Annotated in this window: 16 protein-coding genes; 8 read left to right on the top strand and 8 right to left on the bottom strand. The window is 74.4% G+C overall.

What is annotated here, in order from left to right; genetic code table 11:
- Window positions 1–17: 17 nt before the first annotated feature.
- Together H488_RS22915 and rarD are read left to right on the top strand one after the other, a co-directional pair.
- Window positions 18–1289, top strand: a complete 1272-nt coding sequence (locus H488_RS22915; RefSeq protein ID WP_017832441.1) for a DUF6882 domain-containing protein — start codon at window positions 18–20, stop codon at window positions 1287–1289.
- 21 nt (window positions 1290–1310) lie between these two features.
- On the top strand, window positions 1311–2243 hold the full coding sequence (gene rarD / locus H488_RS22920) for an EamA family transporter RarD (RefSeq protein WP_109268142.1): 933 nt from the start codon (window positions 1311–1313) through the stop codon (window positions 2241–2243).
- Between the two features lie 77 nt (window positions 2244–2320).
- On the opposite strand, the gene H488_RS36430 is transcribed toward rarD, so the two are convergent.
- From H488_RS36430 to H488_RS22940, 5 genes are all read right to left on the bottom strand, one after another.
- Window positions 2321–2470 (bottom strand): methionine/alanine import family NSS transporter small subunit, encoded by a 150-nt coding sequence (locus tag H488_RS36430; protein WP_017832443.1) that lies wholly within the window; start codon window positions 2468–2470, stop codon window positions 2321–2323.
- Window positions 2467–4242, bottom strand: a complete 1776-nt coding sequence (locus H488_RS22925) for a sodium-dependent transporter (protein ID WP_017832444.1) — start codon at window positions 4240–4242, stop codon at window positions 2467–2469. Before H488_RS22925 ends, H488_RS36430 begins: the two co-directional genes overlap by 4 nt.
- Before the next feature lie 109 nt (window positions 4243–4351).
- Window positions 4352–5419, bottom strand: a complete 1068-nt coding sequence (locus tag H488_RS22930) for a polyprenyl synthetase family protein (RefSeq protein ID WP_043738630.1) — start codon at window positions 5417–5419, stop codon at window positions 4352–4354.
- Between the two features lie 11 nt (window positions 5420–5430).
- Window positions 5431–6726, bottom strand: a complete 1296-nt coding sequence (locus H488_RS22935) for a geranylgeranyl reductase family protein (protein ID WP_017832446.1) — start codon at window positions 6724–6726, stop codon at window positions 5431–5433.
- Complete coding sequence (locus tag H488_RS22940) at window positions 6723–7436, bottom strand: demethylmenaquinone methyltransferase (protein ID WP_081615708.1); 714 nt, start codon at window positions 7434–7436, stop codon at window positions 6723–6725. The genes H488_RS22935 and H488_RS22940 overlap by 4 nt, the downstream gene beginning before the upstream one ends.
- 137 nt (window positions 7437–7573) lie before the next feature.
- On the opposite strand from H488_RS22940, the gene H488_RS22945 reads away from it, so the two are divergent.
- The 5 genes from H488_RS22945 to H488_RS22965 all read left to right on the top strand — a co-directional run bounded on the left by H488_RS22945 (window position 7574) and on the right by H488_RS22965 (window position 13338).
- Window positions 7574–9037 carry an isochorismate synthase gene (locus H488_RS22945; protein WP_017832448.1) on the top strand — a complete coding sequence of 488 codons (1464 nt, stop codon included), beginning with the start codon at window positions 7574–7576 and terminating at the stop codon, window positions 9035–9037.
- A 124-nt stretch (window positions 9038–9161) separates the two neighbouring features.
- Window positions 9162–10007: an ABC transporter substrate-binding protein gene (locus H488_RS22950; protein ID WP_017832449.1), complete on the top strand. Its 846-nt coding sequence runs from the start codon at window positions 9162–9164 to the stop codon at window positions 10005–10007.
- 76 nt (window positions 10008–10083) lie between these two features.
- Complete coding sequence (locus H488_RS22955; protein WP_017832450.1) at window positions 10084–10878, top strand: amino acid ABC transporter permease; 795 nt, start codon at window positions 10084–10086, stop codon at window positions 10876–10878.
- Window positions 10879–10888: 10 nt separating this feature from the next.
- Complete coding sequence (locus H488_RS22960) at window positions 10889–11710, top strand: amino acid ABC transporter ATP-binding protein (protein ID WP_017832451.1); 822 nt, start codon at window positions 10889–10891, stop codon at window positions 11708–11710.
- Between the two features lie 239 nt (window positions 11711–11949).
- The gene (locus H488_RS22965; protein WP_017832452.1) at window positions 11950–13338 is read left to right on the top strand and encodes an MFS transporter; all 1389 of its coding nucleotides are present in this window, start codon (window positions 11950–11952) and stop codon (window positions 13336–13338) included.
- Between the two features lie 113 nt (window positions 13339–13451).
- Here the strand turns inward: H488_RS22965 and menD are convergent, their stop codons facing one another.
- Together menD and H488_RS22975 are read right to left on the bottom strand one after the other, a co-directional pair.
- Complete coding sequence (gene menD / locus H488_RS22970) at window positions 13452–15248, bottom strand: 2-succinyl-5-enolpyruvyl-6-hydroxy-3-cyclohexene-1-carboxylic-acid synthase (RefSeq protein ID WP_017832453.1); 1797 nt, start codon at window positions 15246–15248, stop codon at window positions 13452–13454.
- A 94-nt stretch (window positions 15249–15342) separates the two neighbouring features.
- Window positions 15343–17541 carry a PhoX family protein gene (locus H488_RS22975; RefSeq protein WP_017832454.1) on the bottom strand — a complete coding sequence of 733 codons (2199 nt, stop codon included), beginning with the start codon at window positions 17539–17541 and terminating at the stop codon, window positions 15343–15345.
- Between the two features lie 376 nt (window positions 17542–17917).
- Here H488_RS22975 and H488_RS22980 point away from each other — a divergent pair, with 376 nt between their 5' ends.
- Window positions 17918–18328 carry a hypothetical protein gene (locus H488_RS22980; RefSeq protein WP_017832455.1) on the top strand — a complete coding sequence of 137 codons (411 nt, stop codon included), beginning with the start codon at window positions 17918–17920 and terminating at the stop codon, window positions 18326–18328.
- On the opposite strand, the gene H488_RS22985 is transcribed toward H488_RS22980, so the two are convergent.
- Window positions 18319–19332 carry an o-succinylbenzoate synthase gene (locus H488_RS22985; protein ID WP_017832456.1) on the bottom strand — a complete coding sequence of 338 codons (1014 nt, stop codon included), beginning with the start codon at window positions 19330–19332 and terminating at the stop codon, window positions 18319–18321. The two genes, H488_RS22980 and H488_RS22985, sit on opposite strands and share 10 nt — an antisense overlap.
- Between the last annotated feature and the right edge of the window lie 66 nt (window positions 19333–19398).

A 19398-nucleotide genomic window follows, 5' to 3' on the forward strand; every position in this document is an offset into this window, starting at 1 on the left:
GTTGCTAGCCTGGACGCATGACGAAAACGCTGCAGGAACTGATCGACGAGTCGATCTTCATCTCCACCGAGTACCAGGCCAGGCTGGCCGAGCTGACCCAGGGCGCCGGGTGGGACGTCGACTTCTCCGCGCCGGCGTTCACCCTGCAGACCGAGCCCCCCGTGACCCTGACGCCCTATCTGCTGGGCACCGAGTCCGCCTCCCGCGGCTCCTGGATCTGGTCCTGGCAGGAGCTGGGCCACTTCCCGGCCGCGGTGGTCTCCGCCGCGGTCCAGGCCCGCGAGGCCGGGGAGCGGCTGGGCGTGGACGAGCTGTCCACCGACGAGCTGCCCGTGGCGGAGGGCCTCGCCCGCCGGCTGACGCTGGCGGCCAAGGCCGTGACGGGCGTGTACGCGCACTACCCCGCGGGAGCGGGCGGCGGCGTCACCGCGTGGCTGCTGCTGGACGGACCCGAGTTCGAGCTCCCCGAGCTCACCGTGGAGCGGATGATGCGGGTCATCGCCGAGGCGCTGACCACGGACACCGCGGTGGACCACAACCTCGCCGTGGACTCCTACGCCAAGCTGCGCGGCGCCCACATCGAGTGGGACACCGAGGCCACGTGCGTGGTGACCGTGCGGGACGGCGCGCAGCGGTTCTGGTTCGACGACCACCAGATCTCCGGTGTCGAGCCCGCCGAGCCGTCCGTGGGCCCCGAGATCCTAGTGGACCTGGCCGCGGACGCCCAGGAGCGCGCCGCCACCCTGCGCGAGGACCGTGCCGCCGCCGAGGCCACGGCCGCCCGGCAGGAGGCCGAGCCGCACCGCGCCGCGGCCCCGGCGGCTCCCGCGGAGACCCCGGTGCCCGAGGAGGCCCCCCGGGAGCAGCCCGAGCCGATCGAGGTGCCCGACTTCGTCGAGACGGAGCACGTCCGGCCCGAGCCGGCCGAGGAGCCCCGGCCGGCCGAGGAGCCGGCCGCCGCGCACGCCGGTGCCGCCGAGGCCGACCTCCCGTTCGACCAGGAGCCCTCGGACCGGGAGGTGCGCCCGGGCCGCGTGAGCACCACGGTGGTGCCCGGCCCCGAGCCCGTCCGCCCGGCCCGCGAGGAGGTGCCCGAGCCCGCCGCCGCGCAGCACCGGGAGCCCGCCGCGGAGCCGCAGGTGGAGCGCGAGGTCGAGCGCGAGGTCGTGGCCGGCCCCGGTGTCCCGGGCAGCGCCGGGACGGAGCCCGTGGTGGAGGGCGAGGAGACCGCCGAGGAGGAGCAGGGCGAGCGGAAGAAGGGCTTCTTCAGCCGATTCTTCGGCCTCTGACCCCCGGCGGTACCCTCGAGCGTGACCGCCTACAACACCGCACCCGGCCCGGATCCCGACGAGCAGTCGAGGACCCGGGCCGGTGTGCTCTCCGGATTCGCCGCCTACGGGATCTGGGGCCTGCTCCCGCTGTACTTCGTGGCCCTGGAGCCGGCCACGCCGGTGGAGATCGTGGCGATGCGCGTGCTCTTCTCCCTGGTCTTCTGCCTGGCGCTGCTGGCGCTCACCGGGCAGCTGCACCCCCTGGGCCGGGCGCTGCGCGCTCCGCGCACCCTCGGGACCCTGGCCGTGGCCGGCCTGCTGATCGGGGCCAACTGGTGGCTCTACACGGTCGCCACGACCACGGGGAACACCCTGGAGGCCTCCCTCGGCTACTTCATCAACCCCCTCGTGGCCATCCTGCTCGGCGTGCTGGTGCTGCGGGAGCGGATGCGGGCCCTGCAGTGGACGGCCGTGGGGATCGGGTTCGTGGCGGTCGTGGTCATGGCCGTCTTCTACGGGCGGGTGCCGTGGCTCTCGCTGGGCCTGGCCTTCTCCTTCGGCTTCTACGGCCTCGTGAAGAACCGGATGGGCGGGTCCTACCCGGCGATCGTGACGCTGACCGTGGAGACGATGGCGCTGACCCCGGTGGCCGCGATCGTCGTGGCGCTGCTCGGGGCGGACGGCAGGCTGACCCTGGGCAGCGAGGGCACCGGCCACCTCCTGCTGATGCTGTCCTCGGGCGTGATCACGGCCGTGCCGCTGATCCTGTTCGGGGTCGCCGCGACCCGCCTGCCGCTGAGCACCGTGGGCATGATCCAGTACGTGGCGCCCATCGGGCAGTTCCTGCTGGCCGTGCTCGTGTTCGGCGAGCAGATGCCCCTGGAGCGCTGGGTCAGCTTCTGCTTCGTGTGGCTCGCGGTGCTGCTCCTCGTGCTGGACGCGGTGCGCGCCCCGCGGGCGCGCCGCGCCTGAGCACCACGCGCAGGAGGGCTCCCGGCGCCGCGCGGCGCCGGGAGCCCTCCTGCTGGTCCCGGGGGTGCGGGACGGGGTCAGGTGGTGCGGACGTAGTCGTCGCCGCCGAAGCCCTGGTCGTTGTCCGGGACCTCGGGGGTGCGCCGCAGGTGGAGCACGGCGGCGATGAAGCCGCCCCACACCGTGCACACGGCCACGATGAGCATGATGATGGCGGGAGTGGTCATCGGGGGTCCTCCTGGGATCCGGTGGTGCTGGACGTGGTGCCGGAGCTCCAGGGCGCCGTGCCGGTCCCCGCGGCGGGGGCCTCCGCGTGCCGGCCCGTGGACCCGGCCGTGCCCTCGGCGAGGGCGCGGTAGGAGAAGTCCTGGTCGAGGGCCGGGGTGCGCAGGGCGGTGTCCGACCAGTGGGAGAGGTGCCGGTCCCCCTCCATCCGGTTCCGGTCCGTGAAGGCGTCCAGGATCGCGGGGGACGGGCTGAGCTCGTTCGCCCGGGAGGCTCCTGGCCACGGGAGCTTCGAGAGCACGTAGGCGATCACGATGAGCCCGAGCGCCATGCCCCAGCCGAACGTGTTGACGAACCAGGTGGGCATCTCGCCGTAGCCCTCCGCCACGGTGGTGGTGAGCGTGTCGATGAGGATGTAGCCCAGCACGATCGGGGTGAGCCCGCCGGCCACGACCATCCAGGTGCGCCCCAGCTTGAAGGAGGACACCGAGTTGAGGTGGTCCCGCAGGGTCGGCAGCGCGGAGAAGCCGGCCGTCAGGAGCATCACGGACACGAGTGCCGCGGCGACGATGCCGAACTGGTTGACGAAGTTGTCCGTGACGTCGAGCAGGTTCAGCCCCGTGGTGGTCGTGAACAGGGCCAGGGAGATCAGCGCCATGGGCACCACGACAGCCACCACGGCGGTGCGCCGGCGCAGGCCGAGCTTGTCCTGGACCGCCGCGACGACGACCTCGACGATGGACACGAGCGAGGTGAACCCGGCGAAGGTCAGCGACGCGAAGAACAGCACCCCGATGAGGGTGCCGAGGGGCGCCTGGGAGATGATCGTCGGGAACGCGATGAACGCGAGGCCGATGCCCGAGGTGGCGACCTCGTCGACGCCCACCCCGGCGACCCCGGCCATGAAGCCCAGTGCCGCGAAGACGCCGATGCCGGCGAGGATCTCGAAGCTGGAGTTGCCGAAGCCCACCACGAGACCGGAGCTGGTGAGGTCCGTCTTGGGCTTGAGGTAGGACGAGTAGGTGATCATGATGCCGAAGCCGACCGAGAGCGAGAAGAAGATCTGGCCGTAGGCGGCGACCCACACGGCGCTGTTGCCCAGTGCGGCCCAGTCCGGGGTGAACAGCGCGTTCAGGCCGTCCGTTGCACCGGGCAACGTCAGGGCGATGACGACGATCACGAGGAACATCAGCACCAGCAGCGGGATGAGCACGAGGTTGACCCGGCCGATGCCCTTCTGCACGCCCAGCAGCAGGACCACCAGCAGCGCCACCCAGGCCACGGCGGTGGTGCCCAGGACGCTGGGGACGAAGTCGAACGCGACGGTCACCTCGTCGGAGGTCTGCAGGACGTCCGCGAGGAAGAACGTGCCGGGGTCCTCGCCCCAGGCCTTGCTGAACGAGAAGAACGTGTAGAGCATCGCCCAGCCGAGGATGACGGCGTAGTACACGGCGATCACGAAGCTGATGCCCATCTGCCACCAGCCGATCCACTCGGTCTTGGGGTGCAGGCGGCGGTAGGCCAGCGGCGCCGAGGCGCGGAAGCGGTGGCCGATGCCGTACTCGAGCATCAGCAGCGGCAGACCGGCCGTCAGCAGCGCGACGAGGTACGGGATCAGGAACGCCCCGCCGCCGTTCTCGTAGGCGATGTAGGGGAAGCGCCAGATGTTGCCGAGGCCGACGGCGGAGCCGATCGCGGCCAGGATGAAGACGGTGCGGCTGGAGAACGCCTCGCGTGGCGCGGCGGCACGGCCGGGTGGGGACTGAGGGGTCATGGTCGTCCTCGGGTGCGGGAAGTGGTCTGCGGACGGCTACAGGCTAGCCCGTGGGACCGCGGGAACCACACCTGGCGCCACGGCCCGTGACGTACGGTGCGGAGCTCGCTCAGGCCTCGCGGTGGACGACGGCGTGCGCGAACGCCACGAGCGCGCGCTTGGCCACCGTGTCCGGCAGCGGCTCCAGCGACGCGATGGCCTCGTCGGCCCACTGCCGGGCGATCCGCCACGCCTCCTCGGTGGCCCGGTGCCCCGAGACCGCGGCCACGGCCCGGGCCAGGGCCTCGTCCGAGGTGAGGTCGGAGTCGAGGTGCTCGAGGGCGCGCACCGCGTCGGCGTCGCCCTCCCCTGCCATCCGGCGCAGGATGAGCACCGGCAGGGTGGGCACCCCCTCGCGCAGGTCGGTGCCGGGGGACTTCCCGGAGACCTCGTCCTCGCCGGTCACGTCGATCACGTCGTCGGCGAGCTGGAAGGCGATGCCGACCTTCTCCCCGTACTCGACCATGACGTCCACGACGTCCTGGTCGGCCCCGGCCAGGACCGCGCCGAAGTGCCCGCACGCCGCGATGAGGGAGCCGGTCTTGCCCGAGAGGACGTCGAGGTAGTGCTCCAGCGGGTCCTGCCCCTCGCGGGGGCCGACCGTCTCGTGCAGCTGGCCGAGCACGAGCCGCTCGAACGTGTCCGCCTGGATCTTGAGGGCCCGCTGGCCGAGCTCGGAGACCATCGAGGAGGCGCGGGCGAAGATGAGGTCGCCGGTGAGGATGGCCACCGAGTTGCCCCACACGGTCTGCGCGGTCGCGACGCCGCGGCGCAGCGGCGCGGAGTCCATGACGTCGTCGTGGTAGAGGGTCGCCAGGTGCGTGAGCTCCACGACGGCCGCGGACTCGAGGACGGCGTCGTTGATGCCGCCGCCGATCTCCCCGGCCAGCACGGTCAGCAGGGGCCGCACGCGCTTGCCCCCGGCCTGGAGCAGGTGGCGGGAGGTGACGTCGGCCAGGTGGTCGGCGCTGCGCACCGCCTCGTCGAGCCGCTCCTCGATCCGGGCCAGCGACCCGAGCACGACCGGGCCCAGCCGGTCGTCGGACGCGATGAGGTCGAAGCCGGCGGGCAGCCTCACCTGATCGGTGCCGAGACCTGCGGCGGGGCCGTCGGCGCTCGGGGAGGAGGATTCAGTCACGGTCCACCACTCTAGCGAGTTTTCGGGGGGCGGGTGTTGCCGGTCGCGGGCGTCAGGGCGTCCAGGAGGGAGACCACCCGGTCCTCCCACGTGGCGGCGGGGCGGTCGGAGAGCTCCGTCATGACCCGGACCACGAAGCGCATCAGCGCGGGCACGGCCATGCCGGTGCGCACGGCCGCCTTCATCACGGCGGGGCTGCCGATGAGCTGGGCCAGGACCCGGCCCTGGGTGAAGTGCGCGCCCCACTCCTGCCGGACCCGGTCGGGGTAGCCGGCGAGCACGAGCTCCCGCTGGGCGGGGCCGTTGGCGGCCGCGGCCGCCACGACGTGCTCGGCGGCGTAGCGGGCGGACTCCATCGCGTTGGAGATGCCCTCCCCGTTGAACGGGGAGACGAGGCCCGCGGCGTCGCCCAGCAGCAGCATCCCCGGGACGTGGTGCGGCGTGCGGTTGAAGGCCATCGGCAGGGCCGCGCCGAGCACGCGGCCGCGGCGGTGCTCCTCGTCGAACGTCCACTCGGCGGGCATGGACGCGGTCCAGTCCGCGAGCACCTTCCGGTAGTCCAGGGCCCCGAACGCCGGGGAGGTGTCCAGGATCCCGAGTCCCACGTTGGCGGTGCCGTCCCCGACGCCGAAGACCCAGCCGTAGCCCGGCAGCAGCGCCCGCTGCGGGTCGGTGCCGTCGGTGAGCTCGAGCCAGCCCTCCATCCAGTCCAGGTCCGAGCGCGGGGACTCGAAGTAGGCGCGCACCGCCACCCCCATCGGGCGGTCGTCCCGCTTGTGCAGCCCGGCGGACACCGCGGTGCGGGAGGAGTTGCCGTCGGCCGCGAGCACGACGTCCGCCCGGTGCTCCTCGGTCTCGCCGGTGCGCCGCCCGGCGGCGTCGAGGACGTTGGCGCGGGCGCCGACGACCCGGCCGGAGCCGTCGCGGAGCACCCCGGTCACGGCCCGGCGCTCGAGCACCCGGGCCCCGGCGGCGCGGGCGTGCCCGGCCAGGTGCTCGTCGAAGCCCAGCCGGGTGCGCACGAGCCCGTAGGGCGGGAAGTCGCTCAGCTCGGGCCACGGCACCTCGACGCTGCGCTCGCGGGCCACGAGCCGCAGCCCCCGGTTGCGGGCGTAGCCGAGCTCGGGCCCGTGCGGGAGGCCCATGAGCCGCATCTCGCGCACGGCGCGCGGGGTCAGCCCGTCGCCGCAGACCTTCTCCCGCGGGAACGCGGTCTTCTCCAGGACGGTGACCTCGATCCCGTGCGCCGCGAGCCAGTACCCGGCCGTGGCGCCGGCAGGGCCGCCGCCGAGGACGAGGGCCCTCATCGGGCGGGGGCGTCCGCGGCGGGCTTGACGGCCCGGTGCACGGCCACGATGCCGCCGGTGAGGTTGCGGTACTGCACGCCGGTCCAGCCGGCCGCGAGGATCTCGGCGGCGAGGTCCTCCTGGTCCGGCCACGCCGCGATGGACTCCGCGAGGTACCGGTAGGCCTCCGGGTTGGACGCCGCGCGCGCGGCGATCCCCGGCAGCGCCTTCATGAGGTACTCCGTGTAGACGGTGCGCAGCGGGGCGGCCGTGGGGGTCGAGAACTCGCAGATCACGAGCCGCCCGCCCGGCCGGGCGACCCGCAGCATCTCGGCGAGCGCGCGGCGGTAGTCCTGGATGTTGCGCAGCCCGAAGGAGATGGTCACGGCGTCGAAGGACGCGTCCGCGAACGGCAGCCGGGTGGCGTCGGCCTGCACGAACTCGATGTCCGGGCGGCGGGCGCGGCCCACCTCGAGCATCCCGAGCGAGAGGTCCGCGGCCACGACGTCGACGCCTGCGTCCGCGTACGGCTCGGACGAGGTCCCGGTCCCGGCGGCGAGGTCGAGGACCTTCTCCCCCGGGACGGCGCCGACGGCCTCCGCGACGACCCTGCGCCAGCCGCGGGTCCGCCCCAGCGAGAGGATGTCGTTGACGAGGTCGTAGCGGGGCGCCACGTCGTCGAACATGGCGGAGACTTCGTGCGGCTGCTTGGACAGGTCTGCTCGGTTCACCCGGTCATTGTCGCACCTCGCTCCGACGCCCCCGCCCGGGCCCCTCCCCCGGCGCCCGCCCCGGACGCCCTCCCGGCGGCCCCGCCCGCGGGAGCGGGACCGGGGGCTGTCCGGCGGTCGGCCTAGACTGGGGGGCGATGTCTCCCACCGCCCCCGCCGCCGACCCCGCAGCCGCCCCGCCGGTCCCCGTGCTGCACGCCCTGACGGTGCCGCTGTCCGCGCTGGGCGCGGACCCCGCAGCCGCCCCGGACCTGCGGGACCTGCTCGCCGGACCGGAGCTGCTCACCTGGACGGTGGACGGGCGCGGACTCGTGGCCTGGGGCCGGGCCGCCGAGCACACGGTGCGCGGCGCGGACCGGTTCACGGCGGCCCGCGTGTGGTGGGACGACCTGGTCGGCGCGGCCGTGATCGAGGACCGCGTGGGAGTGCCCGGGACCGGGCTGACCGCCTTCGGGGCGTTCACGTTCGCGACCGCCTCCGCCGTGGACTCCGGGCTCGTGGTCCCGGAGCTGCTCGTGGGCCGCCGGGGCGACGTCGCGTGGGCGACCCTCGTGGTGGCCGTGGCCCCCGGGACCCCCTTCGCGCTGGGCGCCGACGACGTCGCGGCCGCCTGGCTGCGCCGGATCGGCTCCGCCCCCGGGCGCCCGCCCGCCGCGAGCGGGCCGCCCGCGGCGCCGGCCGTGGTCCGGCTGTCCTCCGGGACCCTGGGCGAGCACGAGTGGACGGAGGCGGTGCGCGAGGGCGTCGAGCGCATCCGCTCCGGCCGGATGGAGAAGCTGGTCCTGGCCCGGGACGTCGTGGCGCGCACGGACGCCCCGCTCGATGCCGTGGCCGTGGTGCGGGACCTCGCCCGGCGCTACGAGCAGTGCTGGACGTACTGCGTGGGCCTCGGCGGGGACCCCGCGGGCGCGGGCCGGCTCATGGGGGCCACCCCCGAGATGCTGGTGCGGGTCCTCGACGGCGTGGCCCACGCCCGGGTCCTCGCCGGCACCCTGGACCGGGACGCCGCGCCCCCGGACGAGGACCCGCACGAGTACGCCGCGCGGGTGCTCGGCGAGTCCGAGAAGCAGCAGCACGAGCACGGGTTCGCGATCGACTCCCTCGAGGCGTCGCTGGCCCCCTACACCGACGCCGTCACGACCTCCCCGGAGCCGTTCATCCTCGAGCTGCCCAACGTGTGGCACCTCGCCTCGGACGTCACCGCCGCGCTGCGCCCGGGCCCGGCCGGGGACCCGCCGTCCTCCCTCGAGCTCGCCGAGGCCCTGCACCCCACCGCCGCGGTGTGCGGGACGCCCACGGCGGTGGCCGCCGCCGCCATCCCGGAGCTCGAGCAGATGGACCGGGGACTCTACGCCGGCCCGGTCGGCTGGCTCGACGCGGCCGGCAACGGGGACTGGGGCATCGCCCTGCGCGGCGCGGTGCAGGAGGACGAGCGCACGGTGCGGCTCTACGCCGGGTGCGGCATCGTGGCCGCCTCCGACCCCGAGTCCGAGCTGGCCGAGACCTGGGCGAAGCTGCGGCCGATGCTCCAGGCCCTGGGGCAGCGGGCCGCCGGGGCCCCGGAGCGCCTCGTGCCCGCCCCGGGCCTGTCCGCCGGCTGAGCCGGAGCCGGGCTCGCACCGTATCCTGGTGCCCGAACACGCGCGGGGCCACCGCCCCGCAGGGCCGGCCCCGCGCCCGGCCCGTCCGCGCCGACGACTACTGCTCCCACCGGAGGAACCCCGCATGCCCCGTCCGACGACCCGCCCGTCCCGCGCGCACGCGCTGGCGGCGCTGTCCGCGATCGCCGCCCTCGCCCTGACCGCCTGCACGTCCGAGAGCCCCTCCGGGGAGGCCGCGGACGGCGGCGGGGAGACCGCGGGGGCCACCGCGTCCTCGGCCGTGGCCCTGGTGGAGCCCGGGTTCCTCACCGTGTGCTCGGAGTCCAACTACCCGCCGTTCGAGATGGAGGAGGGCGGCGAGATGGTCGGCCTCGACATGGACCTCGGCCGGGAGATCGCCGAGGACCTCGGCGTGGAGATGAAGAACGTCACGCTCGCCTTCGAGTCGATCCAGTCCGGCGCGGCCCTCGAGACCGACCAGTGCGACGTCGCGATCTCCGCCCTGTCCATCACCGAGGAGCGGCGGACGGTGATGGACTTCTCCGACCCCTACTACGACAACGAGGTCGGCCTCGTGACCGACGGGGAGGACGGGGTCGACTCCATCGACGCCGCCCGCGAGGAGCAGGTGCGGGTCGGGGTCATGCAGGGCACGGTCGGCGAGACCCAGGCCCGGGAGCTCGGCCTCAACGCCGTCCAGTTCGAGGACGCCACCACGCTGTTCACCGGGCTCAGCACCGGGAGCGTGGACGCGGTGCTCGACGACGTCACGGCGATCGCCCAGCACGCCCAGGACGACCCGGACTTCGTGGTGCAGGAGACCGCCGACCTCGACGACCAGCTCGGCGTGGCCGTGGCGAAGGGCGACGAGGCGATGCTCGGCGCGGTCGACGCCACCCTGGACCGCATCGAGGAGGACGGCACGCTCGAGAAGATCGTCGAGACGTGGATCCCCGTCCAGGAGAACTGACCCGGGGCCGGCGACCCGCACCCGGGACGCCGGCCCCGTCACCGTCCCACCCGTACCACCCAGAACGGACCAACCCATGGCCATGACCATGCACCAGAGAGCACGGCTCTCCCGCGGCGTCCAGTACGCCGTCCTGATCCTCGTCGTCCTCGCCCTCATCGCGGTCGCCGACTGGCCGCTGCTGGTCGAGAAGGTGTTCAACCCGGCCATCGCGGCCCAGCAGTTCCCCGGCATCATCGTGGTCGCGCTGAAGAACACGCTCATCTACACGCTCCTCGGCTTCGCGGTCGGCCTCACCGGCGGTGTGGTGCTCGCGCTCATGAAGCTCTCGTCCGTGGCGCCCTACCGGTGGCTGGCCACGATCTACATCGAGTTCTTCCGCGGCGTGCCCGCCCTGCTGGTCTTCCTCGCCTTCGGCTACGGCATCCCGCTGGCCTTCGGCTTCCGCTTCAACCACTACGTCACGGTGATGATCGCCCTGGGCCTCGTGGCCGCCGCCTACATCGCGGAGTCCCTGCGGGCGGGTCTGCAGGCCGTGCCGAAGGGCCAGTACGAGGCCGCGCGCTCCCTGGGCATGTCCCACGCCCGGGCCATGGTCACGATCGTCATCCCGCAGGCGCTGCGGATCGTGCTGCCCCCGCTGACCAACGAGGTGATCCTGCTGACCAAGGACTCGTCGCTGGTCTACCTGCTGGGCATGGGCGTGGGCCAGTACGAGCTCACCAAGTACGGCCGCGAGGCCATCTCCGGTGCCGGGGCGGGGCTCACGCCGCTGGTGGTGGCGGGTGTCTGCTACCTCATCATCACGGTGCCCCTGGGCATCCTGACCCGCCGCTTCGAGTCCAAGACCGACCGCATGAAGAAGTCCTAGGAGCCTGACTGTGAGCACTGCATCCTCCCCCACTCCCCGGTCCGGGCCCGGCGGCGCCGACGGCCTCGCGGACGCGGCCTCCGTCGTCGTCGAGGGCCTGCACAAGTCCTACGGCTCCCTCGAGGTCCTCAAGGGCATCTCCCTCAGCGTCGGCGCCGGCCAGGTGGTCTGCCTCATCGGCCCCTCCGGCTCCGGCAAGTCCACGCTGCTGCGCTGCGTCAACCTGCTCGAGACCCCCCAGCAGGGGCGGATCACGATCGGCGACTTCGAGGTCACCGATCCCGAGGCCGACGTCGACCGGATGCGCCGGCACGTGGGCATGGTCTTCCAGCAGTTCAACCTGTTCCCGCACCTGAACGTGCTCGAGAACTGCACCGTGGCCCAGCTCAAGGTGCTCAAGCGGGACCGGGCCGAGGCCGAGCGGATCGCCCGCGGCAACCTGGAGCGCGTGGGCCTGGCCGAGAAGGCGGACAACTACCCCGACCAGCTCTCCGGCGGGCAGCAGCAGCGCGTGGCGATCGCCCGGGCCCTGTCGATGGACCCGTCCCTCATGCTCTTCGACGAGCCGACCTCCGCCCTCGACCCCGAGACGGTGGGCGACGTCCTGGCCATCATGCGCAACCTCGCCGCCGAGGGCATGACCATGCTCGTGGTCACCCACGAGATGGAGTTCGCCCGCGACGTCGCCGACAAGGTGGTGTTCATGGACGGCGGGGTGGTCGTCGAGGAGGGCCCCGCAGCCGAGGTGATCCGCCACCCCCGCGAGCCCCGCACCCAGGCGTTCCTCTCCCGCGTGCTCAACCCCACGCAGGTGCAGGCCCCGGAGCAGTGACCCGGCGCGGTCCGGGCCCGCCGTCTGCGGACGACGGGCCCGGACTCATATCCACGACAGACCCGATCGAGGACATCAATACCTCAGGCATGTGAATCACCCCCTGGTGGATCCCTGGGTCTTTGCCTCATATGACCCGGATCACAGCTCTGCCAGGCTGGACGCAGCCAGGGGACGCACTGCCGGTCTCCCCCGCTTCCTGCCTTGTCCACGCGCTGCCCAGAGAGGTCCCGGGGAACATGACCCAACCACACACCATCATCGCGGAGAACCCGCTGCTCGAGCAGAGGACCGCCCGCTTCGTGGCGTTCATCATCTGCCTCGCCCTGCTCTTCGACGGCTACGACCTCGTCATCTACGGCGTGGTCCTGCCGGGCCTGCTCGCCGACCCCACCCAGATCGGGACCCTGGAGCCGGCCGTCGCCGGCCTGGTGGGCTCCTACGCCCTCATCGGCGTGCTCATCGGCTCGCTCGTCTGCGGGGCCATCGGCGACTTCTTCGGCCGCCGCCGGCTGCTGATCACCGGTGTCGCCTGGTTCTCCGTGGGCATGTTCGTCACCGCGCTCACCACCAGCGTGCTGGCCTTCGGCGCGATGCGCTTCCTCACCGGCATCGGCCTCGGCCTCGTGATCGCCACCGCCGGCGCCACCATGGCCGAGTTCGCCCCCGCCGGCCGCCGCCAGTTCTACAACGGCATCGTCTACTCCGGCATCCCCGCCGGCGGCGTCTTCGCCGCCCTCGTGGGCATCGCCTTCCTCGCCGACCTGAGCTGGCGCGGGCTCTTCATGATCGGGGCCCTCCCCCTCCTCCTGCTCGTCCCGCTCATGCTGTGGAAGCTCCCCGAGTCCCCGCGCTGGCTGCTCACCCGCGGCGAGACCGAGCGGGCCGAGGCCGTCGCCCTCCGGACCGGCGTCCCGCTGATCGAGGAGCAGGTCATCCAGACGGTGGGGGCCGCACCGCGCAGGACCGGCTACGCGGCCGTGTTCTCCAGGCAGTTCGCCCTGGCCTCGATCCTGCTGGGCTTCATGTCCTTCTGCGGCCTGCTGCTCACCTACGGGCTGAACACCTGGCTCGCCGTCATCATGAACGGCTACGGCCACAGCATCAGCCCGCTGTACTTCGTCCTCGTGCTCAACGGCTCCGCCCTGGTCGGCGGTCTGCTGGCCTCCCGCCTCGCGGACCGCACCGGGCCGCAGCGGATGATCGCCACGACCTTCGCGCTGGCCGCGATCGCCCTGGTCCTGATGACCTTCAGCTTCCCGCTGCCGCTGCTGTTCCTCTTCATCGCCGTGGCCGGCGTGGGCACCATCGGCACCCAGGTCCTGGTCTACGGGTTCCAGTCGAACTACTACACCACCAACGCCCGGGCCGCCGGCGTGGCGTTCTGCGCGAGCATGGGCCGGTTCGGCGGCATCTTCGGCCCGATCATCGGCGGCTGGCTCGCCGCGGCCGGCTTCGGCGGCCCCCAGGCGTTCTACGTCTTCGCCGGCGTGGCCCTGCTCGGTGCGCTGGTCACCCTCGTGGTGCCCCACCAGCGCGGGCTGGAGGAGGCCGAGCACCGGGTGGAGGAGCTCGCCGGGCACCCGCAGGCGCCCGCCGAGCAGGAGGCGCCCACCGTGCGCGGCTGACCCCGCGGCACCGCCTCCGGGCCCCGTCCCCCTCGCCGGGGGGCGGGGCCCGTCCGCGTCCCCGGCCCCGGGGCGCCGGCCGGCGCAGGGCACCCGGCGCACCTCGAGACCCCTCAGCGGCCGGTGCGGCCTCCCGCACGGTTGTCCGGAGCCGTGTCCTGCGCGGTGTCCTGAGCCGTGTCCTGCGCGGCGGCCTCCGCGGCGGCCCGGGCGACGGCGGCCCGGATCCGCGCGTGGAGGTCCCGCAGCCCGCGCCGGTCCACCACGACCTCCAGGACCGAGCGCCCCCGCACGGGCGCGGCGAGCGCCTGCTCGAGCTCGGCGACGCCGGCCGCACGCCGGTGGGCCACGCCGTAGCCGGCGCACAGCGCGTCGAGCCGGGCCTCGTGCGGGGTGCCGAAGAACCGCTCCACGACCGCCCGGTACTCCTCCTGCTCCCCCAGCGCGCCGTGCTCCAGGGTCGTGAAGATCCCCCCGCCGCCGTCGTTGAGGACCACGAGCTGGAGGTCGGGCTCGCGCTCGCCCGGGCCCAGCAGCAGGGACGAGACGTCGTGCAGGAACGTCAGGTCGCCCAGGAGGGCACGGACCGGCCGGCCGCCGCCGAGCGCCGCGCCGGCGGCCGTGGCCACCGTCCCGTCGATCCCGGCGAGCCCCCGGTTGGCGAGCACGAGCGGGGAGTCGGGGCCGGGCCGTGCGGCCAGGTCGAGGTCGCGCACGGGGTTGGAGGAGCCCGCCAGCAGCACGGCCCCGTCCCGCCGGCAGGCCTCCCACACCGCGGCGGCCACGGCCGGGCCCGTGGCCCGCCCCGGCGGCTCGGCGGCGAGCAGCCCGGCGACGGCGCCGTCCGCGGCGGCGCCCGCCTCCCGCCAGGCCTGCGCCCAGCCGGGGGCGCCGCGGCCGGTGAAGGCGGCCGCCTCGGCCCAGCTCGTGAGCACCCGCTCACGGCGCCGCCCGGGCTCGTACCAGGCCACGGGTGCCGGCCGCACGGCCGCGGTGGCGACGTCCTCCCGGGCGAGCAGGGCCCCGACCGGGCGGGAGAGCGTGGGCCGGCCCACGAGCAGGACCCGCTCGATCCGCCGGCCCAGCGGGGAGTCCAGCAGCAGCCGGTAGGCCCCCACGGCGTGCGGGCCGCTGCGCGCGTTCGAGGAGGGCTCCGCGAGCAGCGGCAGTCCGCACGCCTCGGCGAAGCGTGCCGCGTCCGGTCCGGCGCCGTCCCCGGCGACGACGACGGAGCGCGCCGTCCCGGCGTCCGGCGGCGGGACCGCGACGGGTCCGGCCGCCACCGCGGCCGGCCCCGGGTCCGGCCGTGCTCCCGCCCGGGCGGCCAGCAGCCGGGCCCGGGCCGCGAGCACCGGGCCGTCCTCCGGCGCGGGGTGCAGCGGCTCGCGCAGGGCCACGTTGAGCTGGACCGGTCCCGCCGGCCGGGGCCCCTGCGGTCCACGGCCGGCCAGGGCGGCGAGGACCTCCTCGAGCCGGGCGGGCACGTCGTCGTCCGGGAGGAGGTCCACGGCGGCGCGCACGTGGTCGCCGAAGATCCCCGGCTGGCGGGTGGTCTGGTTGGCGCCGGTGCCCCGCAGCTCCGGCGGGCGGTCGGCGGAGAGCACCACGAGGGGCACCTCGGCGTGGTCGGCCTCCAGCACCGCGGGGAGCAGGTTGCCCACGGCCGTGCCCGAGGTGGTGAGCACCCCGGCCGGCCGGCCGGTGGCCCGTGCGATGCCGAGGGCGGTGAACGCCGCGCTCCGCTCGTCCACCCGCACGTGGACCTCGAGGGCCCCGGCGGCCTGGGCGGCCGCCGCGGCGTAGGCCAGCGGCGCGGACCGGGAGCCGGGGGCCACGACGAGGTGCCGCATCCCGGCGGCGACGAGCTCCTCCAGGACGGTGCGGGCGGTGTCGAGAGAGGGTGTGGTCACAGGAGACCAGGGTAGTCCGGGAACGCAGCGGTCCCCGGCACGCCGCGGGGCGGGCCGGGGACCGGTGGGCTCCGGACGCCTCCGGAGGCGGGGCTCAGTAGGAGCGGGACGCGGTCCTCGCGGCCGCCTTCGTCTCCGCGGTGGCCTTGCCCTTGTAGCCGCGGTAGCGGGGCCCGCGCTCGCCGTTCTTGCGCCGCTTGTGCTGGTTGCGGCCGTGGCCCGGCCGGTCGTGGATCGCGCCGGGGAACTCGGGCTCCCCGGCCCGGTCCACGGCGAAGACCTGGGCCACGGACGGCCGCGGCAGGGACCACTCGCCCTCGCCCTGGCGGGTCTCCACCACGTAGTCCGGGAAGTAGGAGCGGGGCTCCTCGAAGGAGCCGTCCTCGCCCGGGTGCTGCACGGCCACGTAGACCATGCGCTCGCGGTCGCGGATCACGGGCCCGCAGGTCTCGGCGTCCTGCGGCACGGCGAGGAACTGCTCGACGTTGCCGCGCTCGCGCCCGGACAGCCCCACCTTGAACAGTCCGTCGTTGTAGCCGATGGTCCCCGGGGCGCCGTCCGTGGAGATCCACAGGTTGCCCTCCGAGTCGAAGGCCAGGTTGTCCGGGCAGGAGATCGGGGAGACCTTCTCCACCGGGTAGCCGGAGAAGTAGGTGGAGGCGTTCTTCGCCGGGTCCCCGGCGACGAGGAGGATGTTCCAGCCGAACTCGGTGGCGTCGGCACGGTGGTGGCGCTCCGTGATCTCGATGACGTGCCCGTCGCGGTTCTGGGTGCGCGGGTTGGCCTCGTCCGGGCCGGCCTTGCCCGGGGTGCCGCGGTCGGTGTTGTTGGTCAGCGCCACGTAGACCTTGCCGGTGTGCGGGGAGGGCTCGACGTCCTCGGGGCGGTCCATCTTGGTGGCGCCGACCTGGTCCGCGGCCAGGCGGGTGAAGACGAGGACCTCCTCCACGGACATGCCGGCCACGGCCGACTCCCCGTCCACCACCAGGGGCAACCACTCGCCGGAGCCGTCGAACGCGCCGTCGGAGGGCAGCCGGCCGGAGCCGTCGATCTCGGCCGCGGTGTCCCCGGTGAACTTCGCGACGTACAGGTTGCCCTCGGAGAGCAGCGTCATGTTGTGGGCGCGGTCGCCCTCGACGTACTTCTGGGCGGAGACGAACTTGTAGAGGTAGTCGAAGCGCTCGTCGTCGCCGGAGTAGGCCACCACGGTGCCGTCCTCGGCCACGCGCACGTTGGCGCCCTCGTGCTTGAAGCGGCCCAGTGCGGTGTGCTTGACCGGGGTGGAGGCGGGATCCTGGGGGTCGAGCTCCACGATCCAGCCGAACCGGTTCGGCTCGTTCCCGTAGCCCGGCAGGGTCGAGTCGAAGCGGGGGTCCACCTCGTGCCAGCGCCGGCTCGGGGCCTCGGCGGCGATCCCGTAGCGCTTCTGCTCGGCGGAGCCGTTGCCCTTGAAGTACTGGTTGAAGTTCTCCTCGCCGGACAGGACGGTGCCCCACGGGGTGGTGCCGCCGGCGCAGTTGTTCTGCGTGCCGAGGACCACGGTGCCGGTCGGGTCGTCCTGCGTCCTCAGCAGCGCGGAGCCGGCGGCCGGGCCGTCCACGGTGAAGGGCGTGCTCAGGGTGATGCGCCGGTTGCGGGCGCCGCCGCGGACGTAGGACCAGGGCCGGCCGGGGCCGGTGCGGGCGATCTCCACGACGGACATGCCGTGGGCGGCCATGGCCACCCGGGCCACACGCTGGAGGTCGTCCTGCTGCTCGGCGGGGAACATGAGGTTCTCGTTGGTGTACTCGTGGTTGTTCACGAGCACTCCGCTGCGTTCGCCGCGGTCCTGGAGGATGTCCAGGTAGTCGCTGTTGTAGCCGAACTGGCCCGCCTGGGACTCCGGGGTCTGCTGGAGGGGGTCGAACTCCGGGGAGTCCGCGAACAAGGGGTCGCCCCAGCGGATGATCGGAGACCAGTCGAAGCCCTCGGGGACCGTGAGGTCGTCCACGGTGTTCGGGACGGGGGCGATGGGCGCGAAGGACAGCCCGGAGCGTCCGCGGCCGTGGGCCTGGGCGGTCTCCGGGGTGGCGCCGACGACGCCGACGGTCACGGCCGCCGCGGCGCCCAGGCCCAGGGCGGAGCGGCGGGACAGCGCGGCGCTCGCGATGTCGCGGAAGTAGCCGTTGCCGGAGGTGTTGCACTCCGGTCCGGCGCAGGCGCTGCCGCACTTGAGCTGGCACGTGACGGGGCTGCGCTTGCCGCGCGTGTGGCCGAGCAGGGGCAGGACGGTGCGCTTGGCGGTGTCGGTCATGGCTCTCCCAGGGGACGGGGCCCGCGGCGGACCGCGGTCGGGGAACGGGTGCTCCGCCACTGCACCACCGCCCGGTGAGGCCCCGGGGGCGGCCGTGCGAACCGCAGGTGAACGGGCAGTGACCGGCCGGGGACCCATCCGCCCCTGATCAGCGGGTCCGTTCCGGGCCGAGTTCACTCAAAGAAACAATGCGCGGGCGGATTCCGCGGCCGCCCCGGTTCTGGGATGCTCGAGGCGTCAGGCCGTCCCATCCGTCCAGCGCCCCGGACCGTGACCGGGAACGTCCGGAAGACCCCCCTCCTTCTGCTCGATCCGCCCACGGGCCGTGCCGCCGCGGCGGCGGAGCCGGCCGGGACACCGGCGGAGGAGGCGCGCGATGCACACCGAACCAGAGGGGGGACTGCTGTCCCCGCGGGAGCACGGGGGGAACGTTCCGCACGAGCACGGCGCGCACGGGTACCGGCGTGCGGCCGTGGACTGCCTGAGCGTCCACCGCGCGTGGGACCTCCACCCGGGGGACTGCCTGCACGGACGGATCATCGCCTCCGTCCGCGGGGTGGTCGGGCTCGCCTGCAGCCCCGTGGCGGTCTTCTCCTTCACGGGCGACGACCCCGAGCACACGGCCCAGACCCGGATCGGCGCCGCCCACCCCGACATGGAGCTCGGCTGCGACGACGTGTGGCGCGCCGCCCGGGCCTGGGTCCGGGGCCACGGGCTGCACGAGGGCGAGCCGGTGGACCTGGACCGGCTCCGGGCCGAGGTCCTGGGGGTCGCGGCTCAGGGCTGAGGCGCGACCCCGGCCAGGGCGTGCACGCGGCGAAGCCGCTCCAGCCACCACCGGCGTCGGTCGGCGGGCACGGCGTGGCCCGCCAGCAGCTCGGGGTCCGGGACCGCGTCCCGCAGCTCGAGCATCCCGTCCACCGGCCGCAGCGGCTCCCGCAGGACGTCCGCCCGCATGAGGGACACCGTCCCGAGCCCGCAGGCGTACGGGAGCTCGGGCAGGGCGGCGGCGAGCGCGAGACCCGCCCGGATGCCCACGGAGGTGTCCAGGGCGGAGCTGACCACCGCCGGCAGGCCGGCCTGCGCGACCACGTCCAGGGCACGGCGCACCCCGCCCAGCGGCGCCGCCTTGACCACGAGCAGGTCGGCGGCGCCCGCCCGGGCCACCGCCAGGGGGTCGTCCTCCTTGCGCACGGACTCGTCCGCGGCCACCAGCACCGGCACGCCCCGATCGGCGAGGCCCTCCCGGACGGCGGCGAGGCCCTCGATCGTGGGCACGGGCTGCTCCGCGTACGCGAGCCCGTGCCGCCCGAGCCGCTCCAGGGCCGCGAGGGCCGTGGGCACGTCCCACCCGCCGTTGGCGTCCACCCGCAGCTCGGCCTCCGGCAGCAGGGCCCGCACGGCCGCGACCCGGGCGTCGTCGTCCCCCGGCCCCTGGCCGCGCTCGGCGACCTTGATCTTCACGGCACGCACCCCGCCCCCGAAACCGGCGAGGACCTCCCGGACCCGGGCCGCCGGCACGGCGGGCACGGTCGCGTTGACGGGGATGCGCGTGCGCCGGGGCGCCGGGAAGCCGTGCCACGCGGCGTCGACCGCGGCGCGGAGCCAGGCGCCCGCCTCGGCGTCCCCGTACTCGGGGAACGGGCCGAACTCCCCCCACCCCGCCGGGCCGCGCAGGAGCACCGACTCGCGCACGTCGACGCCGCGGAAGCGCACCCGCATCGGCAGGGCGACGACGTGCGCGTGCGCGAGCAGGTCGTCGAGCGGGGGCAGGACCACGGCGGGGAGCATGCTCCCCAGCCTAGGCGGCGCCTCTCAGCCCGCTCCGATCCGTGCGTGGAATGATGAGGGCTCCGC

It is taken from the genome of Kocuria sp. UCD-OTCP (assembly GCF_000349605.1).
Lineage (GTDB): Bacteria > Actinomycetota > Actinomycetes > Actinomycetales > Micrococcaceae > Kocuria > Kocuria rosea.